We start from the raw sequence: 14,306 nt of genomic DNA on the forward strand, positions 1-14,306 counted from the left end.
AAATCCATGCAGCCCGAACAGTCCTTTTCGTGCTTTTCGTGTCTTTCGTGGACTGTGTTTTTCAGCCTCATATCTCGGCCAGCTCCTTGCACACGTTTGCCACGGCGAGCGCTGCATCGGCCTTCGCCACACTGCGCGCCTGTTGCGCCATTCCCAGTAATTTTTCACGGGTCAACTCGCGCAGCTGCTGGGCGAGCTTCTCTGCGTTCAGTTCCGTCTGTGGCAGCAGCACCGCCGCGCCGCGCTCGGATAGGAAGCGCGCGTTGTGCGTCTGGTGGTCGTCCACCGCGAACGGGAACGGTACCAGGATGCTGGCCACGCCAGCGGTAGCCAGTTCGGCAATGGTCAGTGCGCCCGCGCGGCAGATCACTAGGTCGGCATCCGCATAACAGCCGGCCATGTCGTCGAGGAACGGCCGGATATCGGCCTGCACGCCAGCGTTTTGGTAAAGCTGCTGCACCGCCTCGAAGTGCTGCTTGCCGGTCTGGTGCAACACGTTGGGGCGCACCTCCTCAGGCATCAAAGCAAGCGCCTGTGGCAGCACCTCGTTGAGCGCCTTCGCGCCCAGGCTGCCACCCACCACCAGCACGTTCAGACGCCCGCTGCGCGCACCATAGCGCTGTTGCGGATCGGCCAGCTTGGCGATGCTGCTTCGCACCGGGTTACCGCACCAGCTTGCCTTCGGCAGCACATCCGGAAAACCGCTCAATACACGCTGCGAAATGCGCGCCAGTACCTTGTTGCTCAGCCCGGCGATGGAATTCTGTTCGTGTATCACCAGCGGGCGGCGCAGCAAAGCAGCCATCACGCCTCCGGGGAAGGTGATGTAACCGCCCATGCCCAGCACCACATCCGGGCGGTGGCGGAATATCGCCGCCGCACTCTGTCCCAGTGCACGCAGCAGAGTGAACGGCAGCATCAGCTTGCGCATCACGCCCTTGCCGCGCAGTCCGGAGAAATTCACCCATGCGACTTCATAGCCATGCTTCGGCACCAGCTCGGCTTCCATGCTGCCCGGCGCGCCCAGCCAAGTCACTTTCCACCCCTGTGAGCGCAGGATGTCCGCGACGGCTAGCCCCGGCATGATGTGTCCACCGGTGCCGCCTGCCATGATCAGGATCGAGCGGTTGCTCATACCGGTAGCCCCCGCGCAACACGTCTGTTTTCATAATCGACCCTGAGCAACACCGCCGCGGCGATACAGTTCACCACCACGCCGCTGCCGCCGAAGCTGAGGAACGGCAGGGTCAGGCCCTTGGTCGGCAACACGCCCATGTTCACGCCGATGTTGATCATCGCCTGCACGCCCAACCACACGCCTATGCCCTGAGCGACCAGCGCGGCGTAGTAGCGTTCGAGGAAGGCGGCATGGCGGCCGATCTGGAAGGCGCGAATGACGAACAGCGCGAACAGCACGATCACCGCGGCCACACCGACCAGACCCAGCTCCTCGGCGATCACGGCCATCAGGAAGTCGGTGTGGGCTTCCGGCAGGTAGAACAATTTCTCCACGCTGCCGCCCAGGCCGACGCCGAACCACTCGCCGCGACCGAAGGCGATCAGCGCATGGGAAAGCTGGTAACCCTTGCCGAACGGGTCAGCCCACGGGTCCATGAAGCCGACCACGCGCTGCATACGGTACGGCGAAGAAAGGATTAGGGCGGCGAACGCCAGCGGCAGCGCCACCAGCAGCGCAGCGAACACCTTGCCGTTGAAGCCGCCCAGCCACAGCGTGCCCAGCGCGATGGCGCAGATAACCACGAACGCGCCCATGTCCGGCTCGAGCAGCAGCAGGCTGCCCACCAGCGCCATTACCACGAACATCGGCACGAACGCCTTCACGAACAGATGGCTCACCTTGTCCTTGCGCACCACGTAGCTCGCGGCGTACAGCACCGCAAACAGCTTCATCAGCTCGGACGGCTGCAGGTTGATGACAAACAGCGACAGCCAGCGGCGGCTGCCGTTGACCGACTTGCCGATGCCGGGAATCAGCACCAGCAGCAACAATGCGACTCCCACAACGAACAGGACAGGCGCGTAGTTCTTCCAGGTCTCGACCGGCACCTGGAACGCAAATACCCCGGCCGCCACACCCACGGCGATGAAGATGCCGTGGCGCATCAGGTAGTAGCTTGGCTGGTAACCGGTGAACTTGCTGCCTTCCGCCGTAGCGATCGAGGCGGAATACACCATCACCAAACCTATCGCGAGCAGACCGGCCAGCACCCACATCAGCAGTTCGTCGAACTGCGCCTGCGGCGGGCGGGTGCGCGTCCTGACCATCGAGACCATTACGCGGCCTCCTTTTGCAAATCACGCACCGCCGCGATGAACACTTCTGCGCGGTGGGCGTAATTGCGGAACATGTCGAAACTCGCGCACGCGGGGGACAGCAGCACCGCATCGCCATGTTGTGCCAGACGGGATGCCTGACGCACGGCATCGTCCATGTCCTTCGCGCGCAACAACTGTACGCCGCAGCCTTGCAGCGCAGCCTCAATCAGCGGCGCATCGCGCCCGATCAGCACCGCCGCACGCGCATGCTGCGCCACAGCCGGATTGAGCGGCGAGAAGTCCTGCCCCTTGCCCTCGCCGCCGAGTATCACCACCGCCTTGCGCCCCAGCCCCTTGAGCGCGGCCTCGGTCGCGCCGACGTTGGTGCCCTTGGAATCATCGTAGTAGGTGACGCCATCTATCTCGGCCACGCGCTCGACGCGATGCGGCAAGCCTTTGAAGCTGCGCAGCGCGGCCAAAAGCGCCGGCATCGGCAGGTCGATCGCACGGCACAGCGCCAGCGCGGCGAGCGCATTGGCGACATTGTGCAGTCCCGTCACTTGCAGCTCGCTGGCCCTGAGCAGGCGTTCGTCGCCTTGCACCAGCCAGATGTCTGCGCCGTCTTGAGCTATGCCCCAATCGCTTCCATTGCGCGGCGCATCCAGCCCGAAAGTCACGATACGCCGTCCCGGCAACGCCATACCCATGCTGCGCGCATCGTCGCGGTTCAGCACCTGCTCACCATCGCCCTGGAAAATTCGGGCCTTCGCCGCAGCATATTCATCCATTCCCGCATAACGGTCGAGATGGTCCTCGCTGATGTTCAGCACCGTCGCCGCATCGGCATTCAACGTGAACGTGGTTTCCAGCTGGAAACTGGACAGCTCCAGCACCCACACCTCGGGCTGTTTTTCGCCGCGCTGCATCACCACATCCAGCACCGCAGGCGAGATGTTGCCCGCCGCGACGACATCCTTGCCCGCCGCCTTGCACAGATGCTCGACCATGCTGGTGACCGTGGTTTTGCCGTTCGCGCCGGTGATGGCAATGACTTTGCCCAGCTTTCCGGTTGCCAATTGTTGCGCAAGCAATTCGATGTCGCCCTCGACAGTAATGCCGCGCGCGATGGCGCGCTGCACGAAGGGTTCGGCCATAGGCACGCCGGGGCTGATGGCGATACGGTCCACGCCTTGCAGCAGACTGTCGTCGAACGCGCCGCATCGCATCTCTGCCTTCGGGCAGTCGCGCTGCAACACATCCAGTCCCGGCGGATTGGCTCGGCTGTCGGCGACGCGCACGCGCGCGCCCTGCGCGCTCAGCCAGCGCGCAAGCGAGAGCCCGGTCTCGCCGAGACCTAGCACCAGCACCGATTTGTCTTTGAATTGCGTCATCTCAGCTTCAGCGTCGCCAACCCGACCAATACCAGCAACATCGTGATGATCCAGAAGCGCACGACCACCTGGGTCTCTTTCCAGCCCTTCTGTTCGAAGTGGTGATGCAGGGGCGCCATCAGCAGGATGCGTTTCCCTTCGCCGTATTTCTTCTTGGTGTACTTGAAGTACGACACCTGCAACATCACCGATACCGCTTCGACCACGAACACACCACCCATGATGAACAGCACCAGTTCCTGACGAACGATCACCGCTACAGTGCCCAGCGCCGCGCCCAGTGCCAGCGCGCCCACGTCGCCCATGAAGACCTCGGCGGGATAGGCGTTGAACCACAGGAAGGCCAGACCTGCACCGGCGATCGCCAGGCAGAACACCGCGAGCTCGCCCGCGCCGGGGATATAGGGCACGCCAAGGTATTTGGAGAACACCGCATGGCCCGCGACATAGGCAAAGATCGCCAACGCAGTGCTCACCATCACGGTGGGCAGGATCGCCAGTCCGTCGAGACCGTCGGTCAGATTCACCGCGTTGCTGCTGCCGACGATGACCAGATAGACCAGCACGATGAAGCCGATGGCTCCGAGCGGGAACACCAGGTACTTGAAGAACGGCACGATCAGTTCGGTCTGCGCGGGCAGGGTCGCGCTGTTCCACAGATAGATGCCGACTGCCAGCGCGATCAGCGACTGCCAGAACATCTTGGCCTTGGCCGATAGCCCCTTGGGGTTGCGATGCACCACCTTGCGATAATCGTCCACCCATCCGATGGCGCCCGTACCCAGTGTGGCGAACAGCACCACCCAGATATAGGGATTGTGCAGATCGCCCCACAGCAGCGTGGTGATGGCGACCGAAGTCAGGATCAGCGCGCCGCCCATGGTCGGTGTGCCGGCCTTCACCAAGTGGGTCTGCGGACCGTCGGTGCGCACCGACTGGCCGATCTTCATCGCCGCCAGCTTGCGTATCATCGCAGGGCCGACTGCGAAGCCGATGAGCAGCGCAGTCATTGCCGCCAGCACAGCGCGTAGCGTGATGTAGTTGAACACGCTGAAGAAGCGGATGTCCTGGGACAGCGATTGGGCTAGTGCGAGCAGCATTTTTCCTCCTGTGCGATGCAGTGCTGCACCACTCTTTCCATTTTCATGAAGCGCGAACCCTTCACCAGCACGGTGGTGTTCGCGTCCAGTTCCTTGTCTAGTTCGGACAGCAATTCCTCGATGCGTTCGAAATGCTGCGCGCCGCTGCCGAATTCACGCACGGCGTTGCGGCTCAGCTCGCCGAGCGCATAGAGCTTTTCGATGCCGGCGCGCTTCGCCTCGCCGCCGATCTCGGCGTGGAAGGCCGCTGCGCCATCGCCCAGCTCGCCCATGTCGCCCAGCACCAGCACGCGCTTGCCGCTCACTTGCGCCAGCACGCCGATGGCGGCGCGCATCGAGGCAGGATTGGCGTTGTAGGTATCGTCGATCAACGTTGCGCCCTGCCGCGCCGCCTTGCGCTGCAGGCGCCCCGTCACGCCCGCAAATCGCTGCAAGCCGTCTGCGATGGTTGCCAGCGGCACGTTCAGCGCGATGGCCGCGGCAGTCGCCGCCAGTGCGTTGCGAGCGTTGTGCGCGCCGGGTACTTGGAGCGTTGCATTGAACTCACCCTGCGGCGTCTGCACGTTGAGGCGCAAGCCGGTACCCTCCGGCTGCCACTTGCCGCAGACATCGGCACTGCAATCCAACGCGAACTCGATCAGATCATGCGTGCCCGCCAGTGTCCGCCACAGGGGGGCGTGGGCGTCGTCGGCATTGATCACCGCCGTGCCGTGATCGCGCAATCCGCCGAATATCTCGCCCTTGGCGCGCGCCACCGCCTCCACCGAGCCAAGCCCTTCCAGGTGGGCTCCGCTGGCATTGTTGACCAGTGCGACGTCGGGACTCGCGATCCGCGACAGGTAGTCGATCTCGCCGGGATGGTTCATGCCCATCTCGATCACGGCATAGCGGTGCCTCGCATTCAGCTGCAGCAGGGTCAGCGGCATGCCGATGTCGTTGTTGAAGTTACCCTTGGTCGCCAGCACCGCATCCTCGCTGCCCGCCGCCGCCCGCAGGATGCTGGCGAGCATTTCCTTGACCGTGGTCTTGCCGTTGCTGCCGGTGACTGCCGCCAACGGAATATCAAATTGGGAACGCCAGTACGCGGCCAATCGCCCCAGAGCAATGTGCGTGTCCTCGACCAGCAGAATCGAGGTGCATGAATCGATGGTTGATGAGCGCGCTTCATAACTGTCGGCATTGACCATGACGGCCACGGCGCCGGTCTGCATCGAAGGCACGGCAAATTCGTAGCCGTCGAAGTTTTCGCCGCGCAGCGCAATGAACAGATCGCCTGTCTTGATCTTGCGGCTGTCGGTGGACACCGCATCGAAGCGCACGTCTTTGCCGATCATGCGCGCATCGAGCGCCTTGGCGGCTTGCGACAGCAGCATCATGCCCGAGTCACTCATGCTTGAGCCCTCCATGCTTCCAACGCCAGTGCGGCGACGGCAACGTCGCTGAACGGATGCTTCACGCCGTTGATCTCCTGGTAGTCCTCGTGCCCCTTGCCCGCAATCAGGATGGTGTCGAGCTGGCTTGCCGAACCGATCGCGAGCGCGATGGCCGCGCCGCGATCGACCACGACCTCATGTTTGGATGCGTCCATGCCGTCCAGCACTTCGGCGATGATGGTTTGCGGATCCTCGCTGCGCGGGTTGTCGCTGGTGACGATGCTATGGTCGGCGAACCGCTCGGCGACCCGTCCCATCATCGGGCGCTTGCCGCGGTCGCGGTCGCCACCGCAGCCGAATACGCAGATCAGCCGGCCACCCGTCGCATCGCTCACCTCGCGCAGCGTCAGCAGCACTTTCTCCAGCGCATCGGGCGTATGTGCGTAATCGACGATCACCGTCGGCTGCGCGCTGCCGCCCAACCGCTGCATGCGCCCGGCGACAGGCTGCACCTTGGCCAGTGATCGCACCGCAGCATCCAGCGGAATGTCGCTCACCATCAGCACTCCCAGCGCGCCGAGCAGGTTCGCCGCGTTGAAGCGCCCAACCAGCGCGCTGTCGAGTCGCGCACTGCCCCAGCTGGAATGCACATCCAGCTGCAAGCCCTGCCCACTCATCTCTAATAGATGGCCGTACACCATGCGGATGCCGAGCCGCTCCGCCAACTTCAGCGCGTCATCCGACATGCCATAGCCGATGACTTCGGCATGTCCCTCGCACAGCTCTTCGGCGAGTTGTGCGCCGTAGGCGTCGTCTAGATTGAGAACGACGCACTTCAGTGTCTCCCAGTCGAACAGCTTTCGCTTGCTCGCCGCGTAGCTCTGCATGTCGCCGTGGTAATCGAGATGGTCGCGGCTCAGGTTGGTCAGCAGCGCTACGTCGAAGTGCACGCCATTCACCCTCCCCTGCGCCAGCGCATGCGAGGAAACCTCCATCGCCACGGCCTGCGCGCCGTCGCGCAGGTAATCCGCGAACAGCCCGTGCACACGGATCGCGTCCGGCGTGGTGTTCGCGCTGGGTTGAAGCTCTCCGGGGTAACCGTTGCCCAAGGTGCCGATCAGCGCGCATTTCCTGCCCGCATCGGCCAAGGCATTGGCGATCCAGTGGCTGGTGGAAGTCTTGCCGTTGGTGCCGGTCACGCCGACTACCCACAACGTCTCCGACGGCGCACCGCATACCGCATGCGCCAACCAGCCGGCCTTGTGGCGCAGGTCATCCACGGCAAGGTTGGGGACCTGCCACTCATCATTCCAGACAAAGCCGTGCGCCTCCCAGATCACCGCGTTCGCGCCCTGCGCAATGGCCTGCGCGATGAAGCGGCGGCCGTCGCTGTTCTCACCGGGATAGGCGACAAAAGTGTCGCCCAGCGTCACCGCGCGGCTATCTGTCACCAGTCGGGTTACAGGCACGCTCAGCTTGTTCAGCAGCTCAAGGGGAAAGGTCATACTTCCTCCTTGACGATGTCCGCCGACGGCGCGATGACGTTGTCCAGCGGCGCGTCGTTAGGCACGTTGAGCTCGTGCAGCGCCGCACCGGTTATCTTGCTGAACACGGGCGCGGCTACCAGGCCGCCGTAATACTGGCTGTTGTCGGGTTCGTCGATCATCACCGCCACGATCAGGCGCGGATCGGAAGCCGGGGCGAAGCCGACGAAGGATGCCACGTAGCGGCTCACATAGCGGCCGTTCTCCAGCTTTCGCGCGGTACCGGTCTTGCCACCCACGCGGTAGCCTGCCACCTGCGCCAGCGGCGCGGTTCCGCCGGGCTGAACCACCAGTTCCATCATCCCGCGCAAGGTGCGCGCCGTTTTGTCGGAGAACACCTTCTTGCCGGTCGCCGGTGTGTCGAGCTTGAGCAGCGACACGGGCTTCAGTTCGCCATCGTTGGCGAACACGGTATAGGCGCGCGCCAGCTGCAGCAGGTTCACCGACAGGCCGTGGCCGTAGGACATGGTCGCCTGCTCGATGGGCCGCCAGGTCTTGGGATCGCGCAGCCTGCCCGATGCCTCGCCGGGGAAGTTGCTGCCGGTCGACGAACCGAAGCCGCTGTCCGAGAAACTCTGCCACAACGTTTCGGAAGGCAGCATCAGGGCCATCTTGGCCGAGCCGACGTTGCTGGATTTCTGGATGACCTGCGCGACGGTCAGCATCGATTCGGGGTGCGAGTCGTGGATCGTGCGGTTGTTCACCGTAAATTTACCGTGCTCGGTGTTGATGACTGTCTCGGGACGCACCTTGCCGTTCTCGATGGCAGTGGCCACCGTGAACGGCTTCATGGTCGAACCCGGCTCGAACAGGTCGGCGATGGCGCGGTTGCGCATCGATTGAGGACTGACGGTGCCGCGGTTGTTGGGGTTGTAGCCTGGATAGTTTGCGAGCGCCAGCACCTCTCCGCTCTTCGCGTCGAGCACCACTACCGCGCCGGCCTTGGCGTGATGCTGCTTCACCGCATCGGCCAGTTCGCGGTAGGCCAGATGCTGCACGTTGGCATCCAGGCTGAGCGCGATGTCGCTGCCCGGCTTGGGCGCGTGCAGGCTGCCCGCATCCTCGACGATGCGTCCGCGCCTGTCCTTGATGACGCGCTGGCTTCCGGGTTTGCCGGCGAGCTGTTCCTGCATGGCCAGTTCCAGCCCTTCCTGGCCGTTATCGTCCTGACCGGTAAAGCCCAGCAGCTGCGCCGCCTCCTCGCCCGCAGGATAGTAGCGGCGGTATTCGCGTTGCATGGAAACGCCGGGAAGGTTCAGGCTCACCACCTTCGCGGCCTGATCGGGCGGGAGCTGGCGCTTGAGGTAGACGAAATCGCGTGAGGTATCGAGCAGGCGGCTCTTCAGTTCCTCGGTGTCCATGTTCAGGATCTGCGCAAGCTGCTTGACCTGTTTGTTGTCGGCCTCCACATCGGAGGGACTGGCCCACACCGACTCCACCGGCGTGCTGACGGCGAGCGGGTCGCCGTTGCGGTCGGTGATCATGCCGCGGTGCGCGCTGACCTCGATCACGCGGCTGTAGCGCTGGTTGCCCTTCTCCTGAAGGAAGTCGTTGTGGAAGCCCTGCAGGTACACGCCGCGCCCGATCAGGCCTGCCAGCCCGAGCAGCAACGCAACGAATAGCACGGTGGCGCGCCATCCGGGCAGTCTTGCCGGGATATCCTTGTTTGCGCTGGCCGCGTAATTCATGGCTGTTTGTCTGTTTGGCCGTTAGGCTCAACCCTTATAAATCGAACTTGCCCGTTGACGGGCAACTGCATCTGCAACTGCCTCGCCGCAATCTTTTCCACCCGCGCCGGGGTCGCCCAGGTACTGAGCTCCAGTTGCAACTGCCCCCATTCCACTTCCATCTGCTGCGCGTGCTCCTTTTCCTTCTGCAACTCGATGAACAGCTTGCGCGCCTTGTGCTGCGAGCTGACCACGCTCAGCGCGCACATCACCACCGCCGCCAGCAGCAGCACGTTCAACCCGCTACTGCCAGGCGACATCGCTGCGCTCCGCCACCCGCATCACGGCGCTGCGCGCCCGCGGGTTCGCCTGCAATTCCGCCTCGCCCGCGCGCACCGCCTTGCCGACCAGGCGCAACCGGCCCTGCGGCACTTCGCTCGCGCGGATCGGCACGTTACGCGGCAGCTTGTCGCCCTCGGCCATGTCGCGCATGAAGTGCTTCACCATGCGGTCTTCCAGCGAGTGGAAGCTGATCACCACGAGGCGCCCTCCTGCCTGCAGGTGCGCAACGCACTCGGGCAAGACGCTCTCAAGCTCTTCGAGTTCCCGGTTGAGATAAATCCGTATAGCCTGGAAAGTGCGTGTCGCCGGGTTCTGCCCGGCTTCACGGGTACGTACCGCCTTGCTAACCAGCTCGACGAGCTGCCGCGTGGTTTCGATCGGTTGGACCGCGCGCGCAGCAACAACCGCTCTTGCAATCTGCTTAGCAAACCGTTCTTCGCCGTAATCACGTACCACCTCCGCAAGCAATCCTTCATCCACCGACGCCAGCCACTCAGCTGCCGTCGCCCCCCTGGTGGTATCCATGCGCATGTCCAGCGGCGCATCGAAGCGAAAACTGAAACCGCGTGCAGCCTCATCCAGCTGCGGCGACGAAACCCCCAGATCGAGCAGGATGCCGTCCACCTTCTTCACCTTCATCTCGCGCAACACATCCGCCAGATGCTCGAAACCGCTGTGCTCGAGGTGGAAGCGCGCATCGCGCCATTGCCTGCCCACCGCGATCGCCGCCGGATCCTTGTCCAGCGCGATCAGCCTGCCGTTCGCACCGAGCCGTTCCAGTATCAGGCGGCTGTGGCCGCCGCGCCCGAAGGTTCCATCCACATAGACGCCATCCGGCTTGATCGCAAGCGCTTCGACGGCTTCACTCAATAAAACAGTCGCGTGGGCCAGGCCCTCGCTCACAAGGAGAACCCTTCCAGCTCCGGCGGCAACTCGCCCTCCATGAAGGACAGCGCTGCTTCCTGCTGCGCCTGCCACTTCTTCTCGTCCCACAACTCGAACTTGTTGCCCTGGCCGACCAGCATCACGTGCTTGTCCAGCGCGGCATAACTGCGCAGCGTCGGCGAGATCAGCACACGACCGGCGCCATCCATCAACACATCCTCGGCATGACCCACCAGCAGACGCTGCAAGGCGCGAATCTTCGGGTTGAGCGCGGAGAGCTTGAGCAACTTCTCACGGATCGGCTGCCACTCGGGCTGGGGATAAACCAGCAGGCAGCCGTCGGCATCGGCGGTCAGCACCAGCTGACCAGCACAATGCGCGAGCAGCATGTCGCGATACCGCGCCGGTATCGCGAGCCTGCCTTTGCTATCCAGATTGAGTTGAGCCGCTCCTTGGAACATCCTTTAATCCCACTTTCACCCACTTTTTACCACTTAGGCCCACTATATTGAAAAAAAACCAGCGGGTCAAGCGCAAAAACGGGATTTTCCTTTTTGGGACAAGGAGTTAGCGCGCACAGTTAAGGCAAAACAAATGTGCTTAAAAAGCAATGAATTGCACAAATAAGCTAAAGTGCTTTGTGATGGATGGACTAGATATTCACTGCCGTTGCCCCTGCTGAGGGCTTGGGATATGGTGCGCGGAGTTGTTAAGAAGTTGCTTTAGCTGCCGCCCGAGAAATTTTAGGCCGTCCTACCAGACACGAAGAAGATGCGATGGTGACTGATATTTGCTGTATTAGGCATACATTACCGCGCCATGAATTTGTTATCTAAATTACGCTAGCCATCACATAACGAAACAGACTATGCGCCTCATTTGTTTACTTGCAGCCATACTTCTTGCGACAGCGCAAACCGCATATGCAGAAGACTGGCTTAGTCACTACTACGAACATCCAACGCCAGAACGCTTTGTGACGGAAGTCCATGCATTGAGCAAAGCGGGCAACCTCTCCAATCCGAAGACTGCCGCTCTGATTTCGGTATTCCTAGGAAGAGTTATAGCGGCGAATCCGACACAAGTCGATAGTTGGCTAACCCAACTTGGTGATCTGAAGGGAGGCGACCGCCAGACGGTGCTGTTCGCAGCCAGCTTATCAGGGACTAAAGAAGCGCAGGCCTATCTTAGCCGCCAGTCGGACGCTGAAAAGTACCTAGGGAAGCCAATCGACATCAGAGCCCTTGAGCCAAATAACCCCACATTTTTGGACATGCTTTGGGCCGACTTCTTTGCAACTGGTGAAGCAGTGCCAATCAGGCGCATTGTTGTTGCACTTAACTACGACAAGTATTCCGGTGCGCTTGAACGGTACGCAAAGTCTGAAAAGACCGAGAAGGACCGCAACGATGCAATTCTTGAAGCGGTATTTAAGGCGGCGATGTGGTCGCTGGAATCCAATGCAAGACAACACCGTCGTGTTGGCGAAATTCTCGAGCAAACCTACTTCTCAGGAGGGTTAACTCAACCAGAACAAGTCTGGTTGTCAGCCATTCTTGCAAAGGCGATGCCCGAGAAATATGAACTCACTCGCACAGAGGTAGGCCAATGGACCTTCAAACGCAAATCAACTGTTCAGGGCACGACTGGTTGGCGAGACAGTGGCGGCAAGTCCGTTGCTGAGACGGAATCGATGAAGTCCAAGGATGACTTTGGAGGTTCCCTACTCGCGACGACGGATGAGGACTGGGAGAAGAAATGGAATACGCCTCCCGAAACTAAGCCGAATTTCAACAGGGCAGGGATAGTTCCTTACGGCAAGAAGATCTACATCCTTACATTTTTCGCAAACCCGAAGCTTGACCAACAGGGTAAGGCCAATGTGCTATGCGACTTCCGAATATTTGCGCCTACTGGCAAGGTCTCCCTCGAACAGAAAGATGTGACCTGCTTTACTGGAACTATTCAAGGGAGTCCATCCGCCCTGCGGTTGTCGGCTCCCGTAGTGGCCTTCTCCGGCGATCCGAATGACCCAGCGGGAACTTGGTCGGTCGAAGTGATGCTTCGAGATGCCGTACGGAACGTGGAACTTCCTCTTCGCACAACCTTCGAGCTGAGGCGACCGTGATGACCCAAGCGTAAAGGGGGCAGCTTCGCATTTGCTTGCACACCAAATAATAAGGGCGGGTTTGAAACCCGCCCCTACAGACTTCGCGAACAACCCATTGAAAGAAGTGAAGCTGGCCGATAAGCCGGGTTCTGTCGTGGACAGTCATTCCTCTAGGCGTTTCGTTACCTGACGCTCGAGCAACCTACCCGCTGGCGACGCGAGCAACGTCATGGCCAGCCTATTTGGTCTTGCTCCGGATGGGGTTTACCCTGCCACTGATGTTGCCACCAGCGCGGTGAGCTCTTACCTCGCCATTTCAACCTTACCTGATCTGCTTGCGCAGCCATCGGCGGTGTATTTTCTGTGGCACTTTCCATCGCCTCACGGCGTCCGGCCGTTAACCGGCATCCTGCTCTGTGGAGCCCGGACTTTCCTCTCCGTACAAGAAGTACGCAGCGACTGCCTAGCCAGCTTCGGTGCGGAGTTTAACACGTTAGGTTCCGCGAACCCGGGAGCCCTTCGACATAACCAGCGACTTGTCCGCTTGCGGGCTTAGTCGAATGGCTAGTAGTTTTATCTAGCTCAGGGCGAACGGGCTTTAGAGCTGCGTCAATCGGCCTCTTCGATCGGCAGAGACGGTGCAACGCCCGCGCGCACCGTCGCTTCGTCCAGCGCCGGGGAGCACAGCTCGATGAAGCGGTAGGCGAAGCTGCGCAGGTAATGGCCGCGCCGCAGGGCGATGTAGGTGGTGTTGGCGCCGAACAGGTGCGAGCATTTCAGCAGGCGCAGGTCGGTGTCCTTGGCCGGGTTGAATGCCATCGATGCGATGATGCCGATGCCCATGCCCAGTTCCACATAGGTCTTGATCACGTCGGCATCCAGCGCGGACATCACGATCTCCGGCGACAGCCCGGCATCGGCGAATGACCGGTCGATCTTGGCGCGGCCGGTCAGCCCTTCGTGATAGGTGACGATGGGATATTCGGCGATGTCCTTCAGCGTCAGCGGCTGCACCTTCTCCAGCGGATGCCCGGCGGGCACGATCACCGCGTGATGCCACGAGTAGTAGGGGAACGAATCCAGCCGGGTGACGTCGGCCAGCGCCTCGGTCGCCACACCGATGTCCGCCTCGCCGTTCAGCAGCATGGTGACGATCTCGTTCGGCCCTGCCTGGTGAAGCTTGAGGTGCACCTTGGGGAAGGACTTCTTGAATTCGGTGATCACCTGAGGCAGCGAATAGCGTGCCTGCGTGTGCGTGGCGACCACGGTGAGCTGGCCCTCGTCACGCTTGCTGTATTGCTCGACCAGGTTCTTGATGTTGTTCGCGTCGAGCAGGATGCGCTCGACGATCCCCAGCAATTCGCTGCCCGGCTCGGTAAGCCCGAGCAGTCGCTTGCCCTTACGCACGAACAGCTCCACGCCCAGCTCGTCCTCGAGGTCCTTGATGTGCTTGGACACGCCGGACTGCGAGGTGAACAGCGCGTTGCCCACCTCGGTGAGGTTGAAGTTGCAGCGCACCGCCTCGCGGATGATGCGCAATTGCTGGAAGTTCATTTCGGTTGCTCCATCATGGGTGATGAGACTCATTTGTAAGAGCACGCCCTGCGTGCGAATCGC

The 14,306-nt window shown here is 61.7% G+C and carries 12 protein-coding genes and 1 other RNA gene; 1 reads left to right on the plus strand and 12 read right to left on the minus strand.

From position 1 onward, the window contains the following. Positions 1 to 67 precede the first annotated feature (67 nt). Genes murG through mraZ form a run of 10 tightly spaced genes read right to left on the minus strand, consistent with a single transcriptional unit; the run spans position 68 to position 11,040 of the window. On the minus strand, positions 68 to 1,135 hold the full coding sequence (gene murG / locus FGKAn22_RS11160) for an undecaprenyldiphospho-muramoylpentapeptide beta-N-acetylglucosaminyltransferase (protein ID WP_212785709.1): 1,068 nt from the start codon (positions 1,133 to 1,135) through the stop codon (positions 68 to 70). Then, positions 1,132 to 2,295 carry a putative lipid II flippase FtsW gene (ftsW, locus tag FGKAn22_RS11165; protein ID WP_212785710.1) on the minus strand — a complete coding sequence of 388 codons (1,164 nt, stop codon included), beginning with the start codon at positions 2,293 to 2,295 and terminating at the stop codon, positions 1,132 to 1,134. The genes murG and ftsW overlap by 4 nt, the downstream gene beginning before the upstream one ends. Next, positions 2,295 to 3,668 carry a UDP-N-acetylmuramoyl-L-alanine--D-glutamate ligase gene (murD, locus tag FGKAn22_RS11170; protein ID WP_212785711.1) on the minus strand — a complete coding sequence of 458 codons (1,374 nt, stop codon included), beginning with the start codon at positions 3,666 to 3,668 and terminating at the stop codon, positions 2,295 to 2,297. Before murD ends, ftsW begins: the two co-directional genes overlap by 1 nt. Then, positions 3,665 to 4,768, minus strand: coding sequence for a phospho-N-acetylmuramoyl-pentapeptide-transferase (mraY, locus tag FGKAn22_RS11175; RefSeq protein ID WP_212785712.1), 1,104 nt, complete (start codon positions 4,766 to 4,768; stop codon positions 3,665 to 3,667). Before mraY ends, murD begins: the two co-directional genes overlap by 4 nt. Continuing rightward, positions 4,753 to 6,159 carry a UDP-N-acetylmuramoyl-tripeptide--D-alanyl-D-alanine ligase gene (locus FGKAn22_RS11180; RefSeq protein WP_246487401.1) on the minus strand — a complete coding sequence of 469 codons (1,407 nt, stop codon included), beginning with the start codon at positions 6,157 to 6,159 and terminating at the stop codon, positions 4,753 to 4,755. The genes mraY and FGKAn22_RS11180 overlap by 16 nt, the downstream gene beginning before the upstream one ends. Further along, the gene (locus tag FGKAn22_RS11185; RefSeq protein ID WP_212785713.1) at positions 6,156 to 7,646 is read right to left on the minus strand and encodes a UDP-N-acetylmuramoyl-L-alanyl-D-glutamate--2,6-diaminopimelate ligase; all 1,491 of its coding nucleotides are present in this window, start codon (positions 7,644 to 7,646) and stop codon (positions 6,156 to 6,158) included. The genes FGKAn22_RS11180 and FGKAn22_RS11185 overlap by 4 nt, the downstream gene beginning before the upstream one ends. Then, on the minus strand, positions 7,643 to 9,373 hold the full coding sequence (locus FGKAn22_RS11190) for a peptidoglycan D,D-transpeptidase FtsI family protein (RefSeq protein ID WP_212785714.1): 1,731 nt from the start codon (positions 9,371 to 9,373) through the stop codon (positions 7,643 to 7,645). Before FGKAn22_RS11190 ends, FGKAn22_RS11185 begins: the two co-directional genes overlap by 4 nt. Beyond that, complete coding sequence (gene ftsL, locus FGKAn22_RS11195; RefSeq protein WP_212785715.1) at positions 9,370 to 9,672, minus strand: cell division protein FtsL; 303 nt, start codon at positions 9,670 to 9,672, stop codon at positions 9,370 to 9,372. Before ftsL ends, FGKAn22_RS11190 begins: the two co-directional genes overlap by 4 nt. Further along, the gene (gene rsmH / locus FGKAn22_RS11200) at positions 9,656 to 10,597 is read right to left on the minus strand and encodes a 16S rRNA (cytosine(1402)-N(4))-methyltransferase RsmH (protein WP_212785716.1); all 942 of its coding nucleotides are present in this window, start codon (positions 10,595 to 10,597) and stop codon (positions 9,656 to 9,658) included. The genes ftsL and rsmH overlap by 17 nt, the downstream gene beginning before the upstream one ends. Continuing rightward, positions 10,594 to 11,040: a division/cell wall cluster transcriptional repressor MraZ gene (mraZ, locus tag FGKAn22_RS11205; RefSeq protein WP_212785717.1), complete on the minus strand. Its 447-nt coding sequence runs from the start codon at positions 11,038 to 11,040 to the stop codon at positions 10,594 to 10,596. The genes rsmH and mraZ overlap by 4 nt, the downstream gene beginning before the upstream one ends. A 407-nt stretch (positions 11,041 to 11,447) precedes the next feature. Between mraZ and FGKAn22_RS11210 the strand changes: the two genes are divergently transcribed. Continuing rightward, positions 11,448 to 12,707, plus strand: a complete 1,260-nt coding sequence (locus FGKAn22_RS11210) for a hypothetical protein (RefSeq protein ID WP_212785718.1) — start codon at positions 11,448 to 11,450, stop codon at positions 12,705 to 12,707. Positions 12,708 to 12,811: 104 nt separating this feature from the next. Here FGKAn22_RS11210 and rnpB read toward each other — a convergent pair. Continuing rightward, positions 12,812 to 13,164: RNase P RNA component class A (gene rnpB, locus FGKAn22_RS11215), an RNA gene on the minus strand. 134 nt (positions 13,165 to 13,298) lie between these two features. Beyond that, positions 13,299 to 14,243 carry a CysB family HTH-type transcriptional regulator gene (locus FGKAn22_RS11220; protein ID WP_212785719.1) on the minus strand — a complete coding sequence of 315 codons (945 nt, stop codon included), beginning with the start codon at positions 14,241 to 14,243 and terminating at the stop codon, positions 13,299 to 13,301. Between the last annotated feature and the right edge of the window lie 63 nt (positions 14,244 to 14,306).

Origin of the sequence: Ferrigenium kumadai (genome assembly GCF_018324385.1) — a bacterium.
Lineage (GTDB): Bacteria > Pseudomonadota > Gammaproteobacteria > Burkholderiales > Gallionellaceae > Gallionella > Gallionella kumadai.

Excerpts from the sequence above, each read along its gene's own strand:
- murG (WP_212785709.1), bottom strand. The coding sequence starts at position 1,135 with ATGAGCAACCGCTCGATCCTGATCATGGCAGGCGGCACCGGTGGACAC.
- ftsW (WP_212785710.1), bottom strand. The coding sequence starts at position 2,295 with ATGGTCTCGATGGTCAGGACGCGCACCCGCCCGCCGCAGGCGCAGTTC.
- murD (WP_212785711.1), bottom strand. The coding sequence starts at position 3,668 with ATGACGCAATTCAAAGACAAATCGGTGCTGGTGCTAGGTCTCGGCGAG.
- mraY (WP_212785712.1), bottom strand. The coding sequence starts at position 4,768 with ATGCTGCTCGCACTAGCCCAATCGCTGTCCCAGGACATCCGCTTCTTC.
- FGKAn22_RS11180 (WP_246487401.1), bottom strand. The coding sequence starts at position 6,159 with ATGAGTGACTCGGGCATGATGCTGCTGTCGCAAGCCGCCAAGGCGCTC.
- FGKAn22_RS11185 (WP_212785713.1), bottom strand. The coding sequence starts at position 7,646 with ATGACCTTTCCCCTTGAGCTGCTGAACAAGCTGAGCGTGCCTGTAACC.
- FGKAn22_RS11190 (WP_212785714.1), bottom strand. The coding sequence starts at position 9,373 with ATGAATTACGCGGCCAGCGCAAACAAGGATATCCCGGCAAGACTGCCC.
- ftsL (WP_212785715.1), bottom strand. The coding sequence starts at position 9,672 with ATGTCGCCTGGCAGTAGCGGGTTGAACGTGCTGCTGCTGGCGGCGGTG.
- mraZ (WP_212785717.1), bottom strand. The coding sequence starts at position 11,040 with ATGTTCCAAGGAGCGGCTCAACTCAATCTGGATAGCAAAGGCAGGCTC.
- FGKAn22_RS11210 (WP_212785718.1), top strand. The coding sequence starts at position 11,448 with ATGCGCCTCATTTGTTTACTTGCAGCCATACTTCTTGCGACAGCGCAA.
- FGKAn22_RS11220 (WP_212785719.1), bottom strand. The coding sequence starts at position 14,243 with ATGAACTTCCAGCAATTGCGCATCATCCGCGAGGCGGTGCGCTGCAAC.